The following is a 15,030-nucleotide window of genomic DNA, read 5'->3' on the forward strand; positions in this document are numbered from 1 at the left end:
TGTACGAAAGTAGAATCACCGCTAAACTCGACACAGCTTTCGGGTACGGACAATACATTCTCCGCACGCTTCAACACAATCTCGGCGTTGGCACTGTAGCCGGCACGGATAAAGGCATCGCCTGGCATATGCACGGCTGCCTTCACCTCAAACAGCACAGCCCCGTTCTCTTCCACACCTTTAGGAGCCACATACTCCAGTTCAGCATCGAACGTGCGGCTTTCCATAGCGCCAACCGTCAATTTGATCGGCATCCCTTCATGGATACGGCCGACTTCCGTCTCGTCTACTTTCCCCCTAAAGATCATATTGCTCATATCGGCAACAGTAGCGATCGTCGTACCGTCGTTGAAAGTATTCGATTGGATCACCGAGTTACCGACCTTGATAGGCACATCCAAGATCATACCGGTGATAGTAGAACGAACCTGTGTCGTACTGGAAGCGGCAGACCGTTTAGAGATACCTTCACGGATAATCTCAAGAGCATCCTGAGCGTTCTCTGCCTCTTCCTGCGCCTTTTTATAGTTGGCAAGAGATGTTTCGTAATCTTCTTTGGAGATAACCCCCTGTTTATGCAACTCTTTATCCCGCTTGAAGGTAGCACTGATCTGTTCGTGGCTGATCTTCGCCACCCGTACACGCGATTCGGCACTATTCAACTGAACCATTTCAGGAATAACCTTGATACGAGCAATGATCTCCCCTTCTTTCACCATCTGTCCAGCTTCTTTCAGCAATTCGGAGATGATACCCGACATTTGTGGTTTGATAAGGACTTCATCACGAGGTTCGACCTTTCCGGTCGCCACGGTCTTCGTCTCAATCGTGTCACGTGCAGGGGTAACCAACTCATAGAGGGTAATGACAGGTTGCGCTTTCTTCCACAAGAAATAGAAAGTGCCGACAACAGCAACTCCCACAAATACCAAAAAGATGATCCGCAGGACTTTTTTTACGATACGATTCTTCATAACTATACTTTTTTATTAATTGACAATGGAAATATTTATGATTTATACGTAGACACAAATTATAAATCATAAATCTGAAATCCAATTCACTCTTCTCTGATAGCATCTATCGCCTTGATCTGCATGGCACGCCAGGCCGGGATCAACCCGGCAAGGAGACCGCTGAACAACAGAATTATGGTAGCTGCCACCGCTGTCCCGATATGGATTTCGGGATTGGAAAAAAACGTGTCGTTAGACACATCTCCGCCGCTTGCCATCGCATTGTTCACCACATCGAGCAGGAATACACCCACGCTAAGCCCGATCAACCCGGCAAGGGACGTCAACAGCAGGCTCTCACTCATGATCTGCGATATAATATCGAAAGGCTTCGCACCGATCGCACGGCGCACTCCGATCTCGCGTGTCCGCTCCCGAACTGTCACCATCATAATATTACTAACCCCAATAATACCAGCCAGCAGAGTTCCGATACCCCAGAATATTAATACCGGTGAACAACATATCGAATGTTTCGAACTGTTTGGCTATCGTAAAGCTGCTGATAGCATGTTCGTCCGTCGGGGAAATTTCGTTCTGCGAACGCAGGACCGTCTTTATGTCTTCCACCATCTTATCACAGGAATAACCGTCGTCGGCCGTCGCACAGAGGAACCAGAACTTGTCTCCCTGGTTGGAAGCCTGCTGGAGCGTCTTAAACGGGATCATTACGCTTTCCTCCGTACGCCCGCCAATCTGGGCACGGGGCTTCGGCTTGATCACACCGACTACCTGGTAATAGATGCCATTCACCCGTATGTACTGTCCGATCGGATCTTCATCCGGGGCAAAAAGGACTTCGCGCACGATATTACCGATCAGGCACACCTTACGCTTTTCGATCATGTCGATTTCATTTAACAAGCGTCCCGCCAAGATATGCTGCGTTTCGATATTGAAATATTCAGAATAGACGCCACGCACGTTATATGTACCAGCTTTCTGTCCTCTCACTACATTATTCTGTCCGCCCCATTGCATAATCATCGGCGAAAGATAGCGCACTCCTTTCACACGCTGGCGGATCGTCTCCAAGTCGCGGTTGCGCATCTGCCAGTAACGCCCTTTCTTATACCCTTTGTAGGGTTCGCCGGTCCGTTCGGAAAAGAAGAATGCGGAGTTCGTCGAAAAACCGTCGACGTTCTTCAACACGCCATTCTTAAAACCGTTGCCGGAACCCAACAGGATCACCAGCATCAGGATGCCCCAGAACACACCGAAGCCGGTCAGCAGGCTACGGGTTTTATTACGGGTGATCGTCACCCATATTTCCACCCAGCGATCTATATCAAATATGAACATAATCTTTCTATTTTCAATTACCAATTATTCATTGCGCATGGCCTCGATCGCCGTGATCTTGACCGCCTTGCGGGCAGGGAAATAGCCGGCCAGCACGCCTGCCCCGATGATCAGGGCCGTAGCGGACAACACCACACTGAGGTTCACCGTCGGATTCAGGAAGATGCTCATGTCATCCTGCGAAACATTCTTTCCGGCATTCATCATCTCCATAACCGAATTGATTCCTTCTGTCAGCCCGATCCCTAAGATCATGCCCAAATAACCGAACACTGCCGTGATCAGGATCGATTCGACAATGATCAGTTTCAGGATGGAGAACGGAGTCGCCCCTATCGCCTTCCGGATGCCGAACTCCCTCGTCCGCTCACGTACCGTTATCAGCATGATGTTGCTCACGCCTACGATCCCGGCAGTCAGTGTCCCGATGCCGATCACCCAGATAAAGAGGGCGATACCGTTCAGCATCCCGTTCAGCATCATGAAGTTTTCGAGCGTGCTCCACATACCGATCGCCCGCCGGTCTTCGGGGTCGAACTTATGCCGCGCTCCCATCTGCTGGCGGAAACGTTTCTCGAAAGCGTCAAATTCTTCCTGCGTGGAAATACCTTTCACCGTAAAGATAATCTCATCCAGTCCGTAGCCAGCGTTATACAAGGTCTGCGCCGTACTGAAAGGGATATAGGCCGGCGCGTTGTTGTCGTTGTCCTCCGCCTTATAGACACCGATAACCTGGTATGCGACACTTCCGGCATTCACATATTTGCCCAACGGGTCCTCACCTTTGAAAAGGACTTCTTTCATGCGGGGACTCAAGACAATCACCTTCCTTTTTTCCTTTACATCTATATCATTGATAAAACGGCCGTTTCCTACCGTCATTTCGATATTGTCAATCACCGCCTTCGAAGGGTGCACTCCGTTCAGGGAATAGGCGTTATATTCGTCTCCATAGGAAAGCGTATCGCTCCGGCTGATACTCGCCGTGATCAAATCCACTTCGGGATTTTCGCGAGGGATGGCAATCAGATCTTCATCTTTGTATTCGATCCTCCGGTTCATCTGCATTCCCTTGTACGGCTTGCTCGTGTAGCGCGGCCATGTCTCCACCCGATTCAGGCTAAAGTTGCGAAAGTTCGACATGATCCCGTTCTTCATCCCGTTTCCTGCCCCCAAGAGGACAATCAACATGAAAATCCCCCATGCTACGGAAAAGCCGGTCAGGAAGGTACGGAGTTTATTCTTTTGGATCGTACTCCATATTTCTCGGAAATTATCAAAGTCAAACATGTCCCAATCCTTTTTCTATTGTTTCTATCAGACCGTCTTTCACGCGGATAATGCGGTCGGTTGCCTCGGCCACGGAAGGTTCGTGCGTCACGATCACCATCGTCAGCCCTTCGAGGTTTACTTCACCTCAACCGTCGTCTTACTGTCCAACGCTCCGGTCGGTTCATCCGCCAAGATCACCTGCGGTTTGGCAATCAGGGCGCGGGCAATGGCAACACGCTGTTTCTGTCCACCGGACATTTCGTTCGGCATATGCTCCGCCCAGTCTTTCAGCCCGACCATATCCAGATATTCCAACGCCATAGCGTTTCGCTTCTTGCGACCTACTCCCTGGTAGTACAGGGGCAACGCTACGTTCTCCACCGCATTTTTGAATGAAATCAGGTTAAAGGATTGGAAGATAAAACCGATCATCCGGTTACGCAGTTCCGCCGCACGGGTTTCGCTCAGATTGCGGATCAACTGCCCGTTCAGGGTATAAATGCCCGTATCGCCCCCATAATAGACACCATCTCTCCCTTCTCTATATCCAAGTCTATGCCTTTCAAAACATGTAGCGGCGCACCATTAAAATACGTTTTGTTAATTCCTTCCAGATGAATCATTATATTTGTTGTTACTTTTATCTATTAGACGAACATTTTGCAAAATCGTTACATAAATAGAAAAATATTTTGTCATTAACTGCCACAAATATATGCTTTACCAAGATACCTTGTATCACAAGGTACTTATATTTAACCCAAATTAACCTCACATAGGTATATATTTCTTTGTAGAAAACGACATTTACATCTGCATGGAAACCTAATCAGATTTGCATCTATTTTATTTTCTACAATGTCGAAAACAGATTACACTTGTATCCATTCGGAAATCCCCTATTGAGAACCACTTGTCAATTGCCAATATTACTGTACCTTTGCACCTATGAACAAAAGAAATATAATACATTCAATAAATATGGTAACAATAGGAACACCGAAGTCGGCTACCGCAACGAAAGTTTTGCTCTGCGGTTCTGGCGAATTAGGCAAAGAATTTGTAATTGAATTACAGCGTTATGGAGTGGAAGTAATCGCTTTGGACAAATATGCAGATGCTCCGGCCATGCAAGTCGCCCACCGTTCGTATGTCGTATCGATGTTGGACGGAGACGCTTTGCGCGAGATTGTAGAAAAAGAAAAACCAGATTATATCGTTCCCGAAGTGGAGGCCATCGCAACACAGACGTTGATGGAACTGGAAAAAGAAGGATTCCATGTCATCCCGACAGCCCGTGCCACCTGGTTGACTATGAATCGCGAAGGCATCCGCCGTTTGGCTGCCGAGGAATTGGGTTTGCCGACCTCTCCTTATCGTTTTGCCGAGACAGAAGAAGAATTTATCGAGGCTGTCAAAGTTATCGGAATGCCATGTGTCGTCAAGCCGATCATGAGCTCGAGCGGACACGGACAAAGCATTATCCGTAAAGAAGAAGATATCGACCGCTCCTGGCACTATGCACAGGAAGGCGGACGTGCCGGCGCCGGAAAAGTGATCGTGGAAGGGTTTGTCGATTTCGATTACGAAATCACCCAGTTGACCGTCCGTCATATTGGAGGCACATCATTCCTAGAACCGGTCGGACACGTACAGGTTGACGGCGACTATCGTGAATCCTGGCAACCACAGGCAATGAACCCGGTTGCCAAAGAAAAGGCACGCGAAATTGCAGGCAAAATCACGGAGGCGCTCGGCGGCCGCGGTATTTTCGGGGTCGAATTGTTTGTTAAGGGCGAAGATGTCATTTTCAGCGAAGTCTCTCCCCGTCCGCATGACACAGGAATGGTCACAATGATCACGCAGGATCTTTCGCAGTTCGCTTTGCATGCCCGTGCTATATTAGGCCTACCGATCCCGAACATAGCTTTTCACGGTGCAGGCGCTTCGCGTGCTGTTGTGGTCGAAGGGGACAGCAACCAACTTTCATTAGGCAACCTGGATAAGGTCTTGGAACAGCCGGACACCCAAATGCGCTTCTTCGGTAAACCGGAAGTCCACGGACATCGCCGTATGGCAGTGCTGCTGGCACGCGGATTGGATGTGGCCGATGCACGCCGAAAGACAGGGGTGATGATGGAGCAACTGGAAATAAAGTTGTAATATCGTAATCAGCATTGACCGGACGCAAACGAACGCTGATTTGCACAACAAGAATGCGACCTTCCGTGTTTTGTTTATAAAAAGAAAGGAAAATATATATGAGACTTACTTATATCTACCACAGTGGTTTTGCCATCGAGGCAGACGAATTTGCCATTTTGATCGATTATTATAAAGACACAGGGAGGTCACCGGAAAAAGGTTTCGTGCATGAGAAACTATTGAATCGTGCGGGTACATTATATGTATTGTCATCCCATTTCCATCCGGATCATTTCAATCCGGAGGTATTGAGATGGAAAACATACAAAAAAGATATCGTCTATCTTTTCGGCAAAGATATTTTGAAAAGGAACCGGGCGGGGAAAGAAGATGCGATCTATCTCAAAAAAGGAGATTTCTATGAAGATCATAACTTGCGGATCAAGGCATTCGGATCGACAGACTCCGGCATATCCTTCCTGATCGAAGCCGAAGGGAAACGCCTTTTCCATGCTGGCGACCTGAATAACTGGCACTGGAAAGACGAATCGACTCCCGAAGAAGCCGCAGAAGCAGAACAAAATTATCTGAAAGAATTAGACGATTTGGCAAAGGCGACCGACAAGCTGGATGCTACCATGTTTCCGGTCGATCCGCGTATCGGGACCGACTTCATGCGCGGTGCACAACAGTTTGTAGATCATATCAAAACCAATATCTTTGTACCGATGCATTTTTGGGATCGTCCGGCGGAGGTGGTTGCTTTCAGACCTTACGCGGAATCGCGTGGTTGCCGGTATGCGTTGATATCCGTTCCGGGAGAAGGGACAGACATTTGAAAATGGAAAATTAAAAAATAGAGAGAAAATGGAAATAAAGAGCAGATTTGATCATTTTAATATCAATGTCCTGGATCTGGACAGAAGTATTGCGTTTTATGGAAAAGCGCTTGGTTTGAAAGAACATCACCGCAAGGAAGCGACAGACGGTTCGTTCACCTTGGTTTATCTGACAGACAACGAGACAGGATTTCTGTTGGAACTGACCTGGCTTCGCGACCGGAAAGAAGCATACGAATTGGGAGACAATGAAAGCCATCTCTGTTTCCGTGTAGCCGGCGATTATGACAAGGTACGCGAATATCACCGAAAACTCGGATACATCTGTTTCGAAAATAACGAGATGGGCTTGTATTTCATCAATGATCCAGACGATTATTGGATTGAAATTTTACCTGCTAAATAACATATCGGGTAACATATTCACGTCCATTTCGGTTTTTTTTGAATAAAATCATTGTACCTTACCAGATTCCTCTTATATTTGCTTTCCAGAAAAAGCATTATTAATCTAAAATATAAAATCATGGAGAAGCCTTATGTAGTAGGTATCGATATAGGTGGTACCAATACTGTTTTTGGCGTAGTAGATGCAAGAGGAACGATCTTGTACAGTAGTTCAATTAAAACCGGAAAGTATACTGATGTCGACGATTATGTCAGCGAACTTGCAAATGGCCTGAAATTAGTGATCGACCAGGCAGGTGGCGTAGATAAAATAAAAGGTATAGGTGTAGGAGCTCCGAACGGTAACTTCTTTAACGGTTGTATCGAATTTGCACCAAACCTTCCTTGGAAAGGTAAAATTCCTTTGGCTCAGTTAATCAGCGAAAAGGTGGGTGGTGTGCCCGTGGCATTGACAAATGATGCGAATGCAGCTGCTATCGGTGAAATGACGTATGGTGCTGCCCGCGGTATGAAAGACTTTATCGTGATCACATTAGGTACAGGTGTCGGGAGCGGCATCGTAATCGGCGGTAACCTGGTTTACGGGCATGATGGATTTGCAGGCGAGCTAGGTCACGTGATCATGCGTCGTAATAACGGACGTCCTTGTGGTTGTGGTCGTCAAGGTTGTTTGGAAGCATATGCTTCTGCTACAGGAGTTGCCCGTACGGCACGCGAATTTCTGGAAATCCGTAAGGATGACAGCTTGCTTCGCGAATTGGATCCGGACGAAATCACATCCAAAGACGTGTATGACGCAGCAATGAAGAATGACAAGCTGGCTTTGGAAATCTTCGAATTCACAGGTAACATCCTGGGTGAAGCATTCGCTGATTTCGTTGCATTCTCCAGCCCAGAAGCGATCATCCTGTTCGGAGGCCTAACTAAAGCCGGAGATCTGATTATGAATCCGATCAAACGTTCAATGGAAAAAAACATGTTGAAAGTGTTCGAAGGCAAGACAAAATTATTATTCTCCCAATTGAAAGAAAGCGATGCAGCCGTATTGGGCGCAAGCGCACTGGGTTGGGAAGTGAAGTAATAAAAACACAAAGCTATTTCAGGCACGGATTTCGCGGATTGCACAGTTTGTTAGAACAGTGAAATCCGTGTAATCCGTGCCTGACTATTAAAAATAAAATATCATGTCCCATCCTTTACATCAATTTACGTATTGTCCGAAATGCGGAGCCAGGACATTTGTGGAACGCAACGAGAAAGCCAAACAATGCACAACTTGCGGGTTCGTCTATTATTTCAATCCTTCCTCGGCTGTCGCCTGCTTCATCCGCAATTCAAAAGGAGAACTGCTGTTGGTACGTCGTGCCAAAGAACCCGCTAAAGGGACACTCGACTTGCCGGGAGGCTTTGTCGATATGTATGAATCAGCCGAAGATGCAGCCCACCGGGAAGTGAAAGAGGAAACGGGACTTGACATCGCCGGCTGCCGTTATCTCTTTTCCATTCCCAATCTTTATCCCTATTCCGGCTTCGAGGTACATACGGTCGATATGTTCTTCGAATGTCTGACCGAATCCTTCGACGGAGCAAAAGCTGAAGACGATGCAGCCGAGATCATTATTCTGCCAGCCAACCAGTTGAATCCGGACGATTTCGGATTGCAATCTATCAAAAAAGCAGTAGACCGCTATATAAAGTAATATATTTCTTATATTTGCAACTTAGAACCAACATATACCGTTATATTTACATATATCTGTATTATAAAAGCTAAGGAGTGATGAAAAGAATACTTATTCCACTGTGCATAGTGGTAGGGAGTCATGTCGCATACGGGCAGCGGTCGTACCAGTTTGATGCACCGGATCGCCTATTTGTAGAAGGGAAAGAGTTGTTTAGTTTAAAAAATTATGCCGGTTGCATTGACAAGTTGGAGGCTTACAAACAGCATTCCACGAATGCCGACCTGATCCAAGAGGCAGACTATATGCTGGTCTATGCCGCTTATGAACAGGGACGCCCTAATGCTGACGAGTTGCTAAAAGACTATCTGGAAGAATATCCAGCTTCCCGCCATAGCGACGAGATCGGTTACATGATCGGTTCCGTACATTTCGAACGCGGTGAATATGAAAAAGCTATTTTCTGGTTCAACGAGGCCGATATCGACATGTTGAGTCCCGAACAGCAGGAGGCTTATTCTTTCCGCCTGGCTTATTCGCTGTTGCAGACCGGTGAGATGGAAAAAGCCCGCGGCTACTTCGCACGGATCGAGCAGGTCGGAGACAAATATAAGGAAGCCTCGACCTATTATGTCGCCTACATCGACTACGCGATGGGGAATTACAACAATGCTCTGATCGAGTTTTCCCGTCTGAAAGAGAGCCCGAAATACCGTGAGCAGTCGCAATACTACATCGCACAGATTTATTTTATCCAGAGCAAATACGAAAAGGTGGTGAAAGAAGGTGAAGAACTTCTCTCTCTCTATCCCGATAGCAAGAACAACAGCGAGATGTACCGGATCGTCGGTGATTCATATTATCATTTGGGCGACCAGGAAAAAGCGATCCGGATGTTGAGCAAATATGTTTCATCTACGGAAAACCCGCTCCGCAGCGATCTGTACATCTTAGGTGTATGCTACTTCAATAAAGGAAATTACAGCAATGCGGTCAACGCCCTGAGCCGGACCGTACGCCAGAACGACGAGCAGACACAGAACGCCTATCTCTATCTCGGACAGTCTTACCTGAAGTTAGGCGACAAAAACAATGCCCGCATGGCATTCGAGGCTGCTGCCACCTTTTCATTCGACAAGCAGATAAAGGAAGTCGCCATGTACAACTACGCATTGCTCATCCACGAAACGGCATTTACAGGGTTCGGCGAGTCGGTGACGATCTTTGAAGACTTCCTGAACGATTTCCCTAACTCGCAATACGCAGACAAGGTGAACGACTATCTGGTCGAAGTCTACCTGACTACCAAGAACTACGAAGCCGCTTTGAAATCAATCAACAAGATCAAACATCCGAGTACCAAGATACTGGAAGCCAAACAGGACATCCTTTTCCAACTCGGAACACAGGCTTTTGCCAATGTCAAGCTGGATGACGCCGTCAGTTTGTTCAGCCAGGCAATCCAGCTCGGTTCTTATAATATGGAAGCCCGCAACGACGCCTATTTCTGGCGTGGCGAATCCTACTACCGCATGGGAGAATATGAAAACGCGATATCGGACTATCGCACGTATCTAAACAATACGCGCCAGCGCAATACGGACATGTATGCTCTGGCTTATTATAACTTAGGTTACAGCTATTTCAAACTGCGGGATTACAGTGCGGCCCTGAACCGTTTCCGCCAATATGTCGACTTGGAAAGTAATCGGCAGGCCGCTTCTTTGGCTGACGCTTACAACCGTATCGGCGATTGCCTGTATCAGAACCGCCAGTTCAGCCTGGCTGAAGAAAACTATTCACGTGCAGCCCAGTTGTCTCCTTCCGCTGGCGATTACTCGATCTACCAGAAAGGATTCCTGTTAGGGTTGCAGAAAGACTATAAAGGCAAGATCAGCGCAATGGACCGCCTGATCAGCGAATATCCGGAATCGCAATATGTAGACGATGCGTTGTTCGAGAAAGGACGCTCTTATGTCTTGCTCGAAAACAGTTCTTCCGCCGCACAGGCGTTCGAAAAGCTGATCCGCGAATTTCCTCAGAGCAGCCTGGCACGTAAAGCAGGCATCCAGCTCGGTTTACTTTACTACAACGACAACCAGCCGGAAAAGGCGCTCGCTGCCTACAAGCAGGTGATCAGCAATTATCCGGGCAGCGAAGAGGCTAAAATCGCATTGCAGGACTTGAAATCTGTTTATATCGACCTCAACGATATCAATGCTTATGCCAGCTATGTGAACTCCATAGGCGGCAATATCCGCTTGGAAGTAGGCGAACAGGATTCGCTGACCTATATCGCCGCCGAAAAACTCTTCATGCGCGGTGACAACGACGGTGCTCGCCGTAGCCTGGCGGGTTACCTGCAAACATTCCCCGAAGGGGCATTCAGTTCGAATGCCAACTTCTACTTAGGTAGCATCGCTTTTGCCAAGAAAGAGTTCGACGAAGCCATCCAACGGTTCAAATCGGTCATTGCCAGCGGCGACACCAAGTTCCTCGAAGAATCGGTTGCCCGCACGGCCGAAATTGAATACCTGAGCAAAGATTATCCGGCCGCATTGGAAAGCTTCAAACGCTTGCAGATCGTAGCCGAGAATCCGGAGAACAGACAGGCCGCCCGTTTAGGCATCATGCGCTGCGCCTTGCAGACGGGACAGCAAAAGGATGCCCTTCTGGCGGCAGACGAATTACTGAAAGAACCGAAGCTCTCTCCCGAACTGGAAGCCGAAGCCCGTTACGTACGTGCTAAAGCCTATATCGCCCAAAAACAGGCGAACAAGGCGCTTGCCGACCTGAAAGAATTGAGCAAAGATACCCGTACGGTACACGGTGCGGAGGCCAAATATCTGTTGGCCCAACTATATTACGATACCAACGATGACAAGAATGCCGAAAAGGTGCTCATGAACTTCATTGAGAACGGTACGCCTCACCAATACTGGCTGGCTCGCGGATTTATCCTGCTGGCCGACATCTATATCCGCCAGGGCGATGACTTCCAGGCTCGTCAATACCTCACCAGCCTGCAGAACAATTATAAAGGTGACGACGATATCGCCGGTATGATAGAAAATAGATTGGGTAAACTTAAGAACTAAGAAAAAGTGATGAAGACAATATACAACATCAAAGCATTGTGTGTGATGGCCCTGTTAGGGAGCGTCGCAACCATCAGCGCACAGGAAGACAAAACGAAGGAAAAAAACCTGAACCGGGAAATGACGCTCGAACGCGAATATGACCCGACCGTACAGGATGCCAGCAAAGTGAACACATTGCCGGTCATCAAAGAACCGGTTGTCAAGAAGATGCCGATCGACTACGCAACTTTCACCGTCCCCGCCGATCCGGAGAAGGAGATCAGCCTCCTGCCTTCAGGCAATATCATGACGGATATCCAGTACAACAAACGCCGCGGTTATTTCAACTTCGGCGGCGGTACGTATCTGAACCTGAACGGCGACTTAGGCTACCACATCCTGAGCACGGACAAGGATAAGCTGAATATCTGGTTCTCCCATCGTTCGACAAACGGGAAGGTGAAATATATCGATACGGACTTCGACAAGGTTAAGGCCAAATTGAATGATAACTTAGGTGGACTCAACTTCAAACACGCATTTGAAAAACTATCGCTGGACATGGGGATCAAATACGGATACTCCGCATTCAATTACTACGGGTTACCGGTTTACAGTCCCGAATCATCAGTAACATTAGTTCCGGAAAATTTCGACCGTGAGACCAATCAGGTAAACCAAACTATCCAGGCAAAGATCGGAGTCGAATCGAAAGAAGACGCTCCTGTCGGCTATCTGTTAGATCTCGGATATACCAACTTCTCCCATAAATATGCATTAAGCAAGGAACAGGACGGACCTACGGAACATACGTTCGACGTAAAGTTTGATTTGAACGCCCGTTTCGGCGGTGAGCAGCGCATCGGATTAGGAGGAAACGTAGAATACTTCAATTACAGCCTGCCGACAATGGGCGGACAGGAATATCTGGAATTTGAAAACCATGCCGAAGCAACTCTTTCGCCTTATTACAAAGTGTCGGGAGACAATTGGAATTTGAAGTTAGGTGCGAACATCATGTTCGTGACCGGTGACAACAGCAAATTTATGGCCTCCCCGAATATTACGGCTGACGTGGAAGTTGCCGATAAAACCGAGCTTTACCTGGTTGCCGGCGGCAAACTCTACTCAAACAGCATGTACGAAATTTCGCAGGTCAACCGCTACATCAACCCGACGATGGAGCTGCTTCCTTCCCGTAACTATCTGGATGGGACGGTCGGTATCAGAAGCGGTATCGCTCCCGGTTTCTGGTTCGATGTATTCGGAGGTTATAAGATCACGAACGACGAAGTTTTCTTCGTTCCGACGCTTCTTCCCCCAAGTCTGCAAGGAGATATTTTTGCCAATACCAGCGTAGCGATGCAAGCAAACGCGAAACATGCGTTCGGCGGTGTCAATCTGAAATATAGCTACCAGCAATTATTCGATATCAACCTGAAAGGTGTCTACAATAGTTGGAATGTCGACGATATCGAAGATGCTTACGGTAAACCCGAAATGGAATTGACAGCCGGCATCACCGTCCGCCCGATCAGCCAAGTAACTGCTTCTTTGGATTATTATTTAGCAACTGGCCGCAAGACGTTCTTAGGAAGACCGGAAGGTGAAAAGATGAAAAACATCAACGAACTCAACCTGACCGGAACTTACACCCTAAACGACACCTTCGGGCTGTATCTGAAACTGAACAACGTCCTGTTCCAGAAATACGAACTCTATTACGGCTATCCGATGCAGAGTTTCAGCGCGATGATCGGGGTAAACATCAATTTCTGATACTAATTTTTATCCGTACAGCCTGCCGCCACTCGCGACAGGCTGTTTTTGTTTATAGAGAAGCTGGCATGAGACATGCGAGGCTGTTTTCAGGCAAAAGCTCCCCGGCATGCTGCATGCCGACATCTTTTCAGCGGAAAACATCGTATCTTTGTCCCCGAATTAAATAAACAAACATGCAAGGAACAAAAAATCTGACAGAAGGGCCTATTAAAAAGCAACTGTTCAACCTGGCGCTTCCCATCATGGGAACCTCGTTTATACAAATGGCCTACAGTATCACCGATATGGCCTGGGTAGGGCGTCTGGGTAGCGAAGCGGTAGCCGCTATCGGAGCTGTCGGTATCCTGACGTGGATGACGACTTCGATCTCCTATCTGAATAAAGTGGGTTCGGAAGTCAGCGTGGCACAAAGCATCGGAGCCCGTGAGGAAGATGATGCCCGCGCCTTTGCCTCCCACAACCTGACGATCGCCCTCATGATTTCCGTCTGTTGGGGATTCCTGTTGTTCGTCCTGGCAAATCCGATCATCAGTTTCTTCAAGCTCGACACAGAAATTTCCGGCACAGCAGTGTCTTATCTCAGGATCGTGGCAACCGGGTTTCCGTTCATTTTCTTGGCAGCCGCCTGTACCGGAATTTATAATGCGGCTGGACTAAGTAAAATCCCGTTCTACGTCAGCGGTAGCGGATTGATCATGAATATGGTACTCGATCCGTTGTTTATATTCGGGTTTGGAATGGGAACAAACGGAGCGGCTTGTGCGACTTGGTTGTCGGAAGCGACCGTACTGGCCATCTTTATCTATTACCTGAAAAAGAAAAACCGGCTGTTCGGAGGATTCCCTTTCCTCATCCGGTTGAAAAGCCGCTACAGCAGACGAATCTTTCAGTTGGGGCTTCCCGTAGCACTGCTAAACAGTCTGTTTGCCGTTATCAACCTGATGATGGCACGCACGGCCTCCACCTATGGCGGACATATCGGACTGACGACGATGACAGCCGGTGGACAGATCGAAGCGATCGCCTGGAATACCTCACAAGGATTCAGCACGGCTCTAAGCACGTTCGTGGCGCAAAACTTTGCCGCCCGGAAAAAAGAACGTGTCCTGGGTGCTTACCATACGACACTGAAAATGACTGCCCTGTTCGGAATCTTCTGTACGTTGCTTTTCGTGTTCTTCGGCAGCGAAGTATTCTCGCTGATCATACCCGAAAAGGCCGCTTATGAGGCAGGAGGCGTTTTCCTTCGCATCGACGGCTACTCTATGTTGTTCATGATGCTGGAAATAACAATGCAGGGATTATTCTACGGTACGGGCCGCACGCTCCCACCCGCCATCATCAGCATCACGTTCAACAGCCTTCGTATCCCGATGGCGATCGGGTTGACAGCAATGGGACTGGGCATCACCGGTGTCTGGTGGGCAATCAGCATTTCCAGTATGCTGAAAGGGATCGTCGCATTCATTTGGTTCCGTATTTTACAGAAGAAGATATTGTGATA

10 protein-coding genes and 2 pseudogenes are annotated in these 15,030 nt (G+C 47.9%); 8 read left to right on the forward strand and 4 right to left on the reverse strand.

Going from position 1 to position 15,030, the window contains the following annotated elements; all coding sequences use genetic code 11:
• The 4 genes and pseudogenes from BHV83_RS16015 to BHV83_RS16030 form a co-directional block, all read right to left on the reverse strand.
• A partial coding sequence (locus BHV83_RS16015) for an efflux RND transporter periplasmic adaptor subunit (protein ID WP_286757743.1) occupies positions 1-974 on the reverse strand: 974 nt, incomplete at its 3' end.
• An 86-nt stretch (positions 975-1,060) separates the two neighbouring features.
• A pseudogene (locus BHV83_RS16020) lies at positions 1,061-2,312 on the reverse strand (ABC transporter permease).
• A 30-nt stretch (positions 2,313-2,342) separates the two neighbouring features.
• Positions 2,343-3,608, reverse strand: a complete 1,266-nt coding sequence (locus BHV83_RS16025) for an ABC transporter permease (RefSeq protein WP_122205299.1) — start codon at positions 3,606-3,608, stop codon at positions 2,343-2,345.
• Positions 3,601-4,213 (reverse strand): annotated as a pseudogene (locus BHV83_RS16030) (ABC transporter ATP-binding protein). The gene BHV83_RS16025 and the pseudogene BHV83_RS16030 overlap by 8 nt, the downstream one beginning before the upstream one ends.
• A 358-nt stretch (positions 4,214-4,571) precedes the next feature.
• Here BHV83_RS16030 and purT point away from each other — a divergent pair.
• The 8 genes from purT (at position 4,572) to BHV83_RS16070 (ending at position 15,028) form a co-directional block, all read left to right on the forward strand.
• Positions 4,572-5,753, forward strand: coding sequence for a formate-dependent phosphoribosylglycinamide formyltransferase (gene purT, locus BHV83_RS16035; protein ID WP_005650442.1), 1,182 nt, complete (start codon positions 4,572-4,574; stop codon positions 5,751-5,753).
• Between the two features lie 98 nt (positions 5,754-5,851).
• A complete protein-coding gene (locus BHV83_RS16040; RefSeq protein ID WP_122205297.1) occupies positions 5,852-6,574 on the forward strand; it encodes an MBL fold metallo-hydrolase in 723 nt (240 codons plus the stop codon).
• A 28-nt stretch (positions 6,575-6,602) separates the two neighbouring features.
• On the forward strand, positions 6,603-6,980 hold the full coding sequence (locus BHV83_RS16045; protein ID WP_122115777.1) for a VOC family protein: 378 nt from the start codon (positions 6,603-6,605) through the stop codon (positions 6,978-6,980).
• Between the two features lie 120 nt (positions 6,981-7,100).
• The gene (locus BHV83_RS16050) at positions 7,101-8,063 is read left to right on the forward strand and encodes an ROK family protein (RefSeq protein ID WP_005637207.1); all 963 of its coding nucleotides are present in this window, start codon (positions 7,101-7,103) and stop codon (positions 8,061-8,063) included.
• Positions 8,064-8,166: 103 nt separating this feature from the next.
• Positions 8,167-8,682 carry an NUDIX domain-containing protein gene (locus BHV83_RS16055; protein ID WP_046451859.1) on the forward strand — a complete coding sequence of 172 codons (516 nt, stop codon included), beginning with the start codon at positions 8,167-8,169 and terminating at the stop codon, positions 8,680-8,682.
• Positions 8,683-8,762: 80 nt separating this feature from the next.
• Positions 8,763-11,762 (forward strand): tetratricopeptide repeat protein, encoded by a 3,000-nt coding sequence (locus BHV83_RS16060; protein WP_122205296.1) that lies wholly within the window; start codon positions 8,763-8,765, stop codon positions 11,760-11,762.
• Positions 11,763-11,771: 9 nt separating this feature from the next.
• Complete coding sequence (locus tag BHV83_RS16065; protein WP_286757744.1) at positions 11,772-13,523, forward strand: TonB-dependent receptor; 1,752 nt, start codon at positions 11,772-11,774, stop codon at positions 13,521-13,523.
• 176 nt (positions 13,524-13,699) lie between these two features.
• Positions 13,700-15,028: an MATE family efflux transporter gene (locus BHV83_RS16070; RefSeq protein WP_122122433.1), complete on the forward strand. Its 1,329-nt coding sequence runs from the start codon at positions 13,700-13,702 to the stop codon at positions 15,026-15,028.
• Positions 15,029-15,030: the final 2 nt, after the last annotated feature.

Source organism: Parabacteroides sp. merdae-related_45_40, from assembly GCF_001915675.1.

What these genes read in the sequence shown, in the direction of transcription:
- BHV83_RS16025 (WP_122205299.1), bottom strand. Translation starts at nt 3,608, where the DNA reads ATGTTTGACTTTGATAATTTCCGAGAAATATGGAGTACGATCCAAAAG.
- purT (WP_005650442.1), top strand. Translation starts at nt 4,572, where the DNA reads ATGGTAACAATAGGAACACCGAAGTCGGCTACCGCAACGAAAGTTTTG.
- BHV83_RS16040 (WP_122205297.1), top strand. Translation starts at nt 5,852, where the DNA reads ATGAGACTTACTTATATCTACCACAGTGGTTTTGCCATCGAGGCAGAC.
- BHV83_RS16045 (WP_122115777.1), top strand. Translation starts at nt 6,603, where the DNA reads ATGGAAATAAAGAGCAGATTTGATCATTTTAATATCAATGTCCTGGAT.
- BHV83_RS16050 (WP_005637207.1), top strand. Translation starts at nt 7,101, where the DNA reads ATGGAGAAGCCTTATGTAGTAGGTATCGATATAGGTGGTACCAATACT.
- BHV83_RS16055 (WP_046451859.1), top strand. Translation starts at nt 8,167, where the DNA reads ATGTCCCATCCTTTACATCAATTTACGTATTGTCCGAAATGCGGAGCC.
- BHV83_RS16060 (WP_122205296.1), top strand. Translation starts at nt 8,763, where the DNA reads ATGAAAAGAATACTTATTCCACTGTGCATAGTGGTAGGGAGTCATGTC.
- BHV83_RS16065 (WP_286757744.1), top strand. Translation starts at nt 11,772, where the DNA reads ATGAAGACAATATACAACATCAAAGCATTGTGTGTGATGGCCCTGTTA.
- BHV83_RS16070 (WP_122122433.1), top strand. Translation starts at nt 13,700, where the DNA reads ATGCAAGGAACAAAAAATCTGACAGAAGGGCCTATTAAAAAGCAACTG.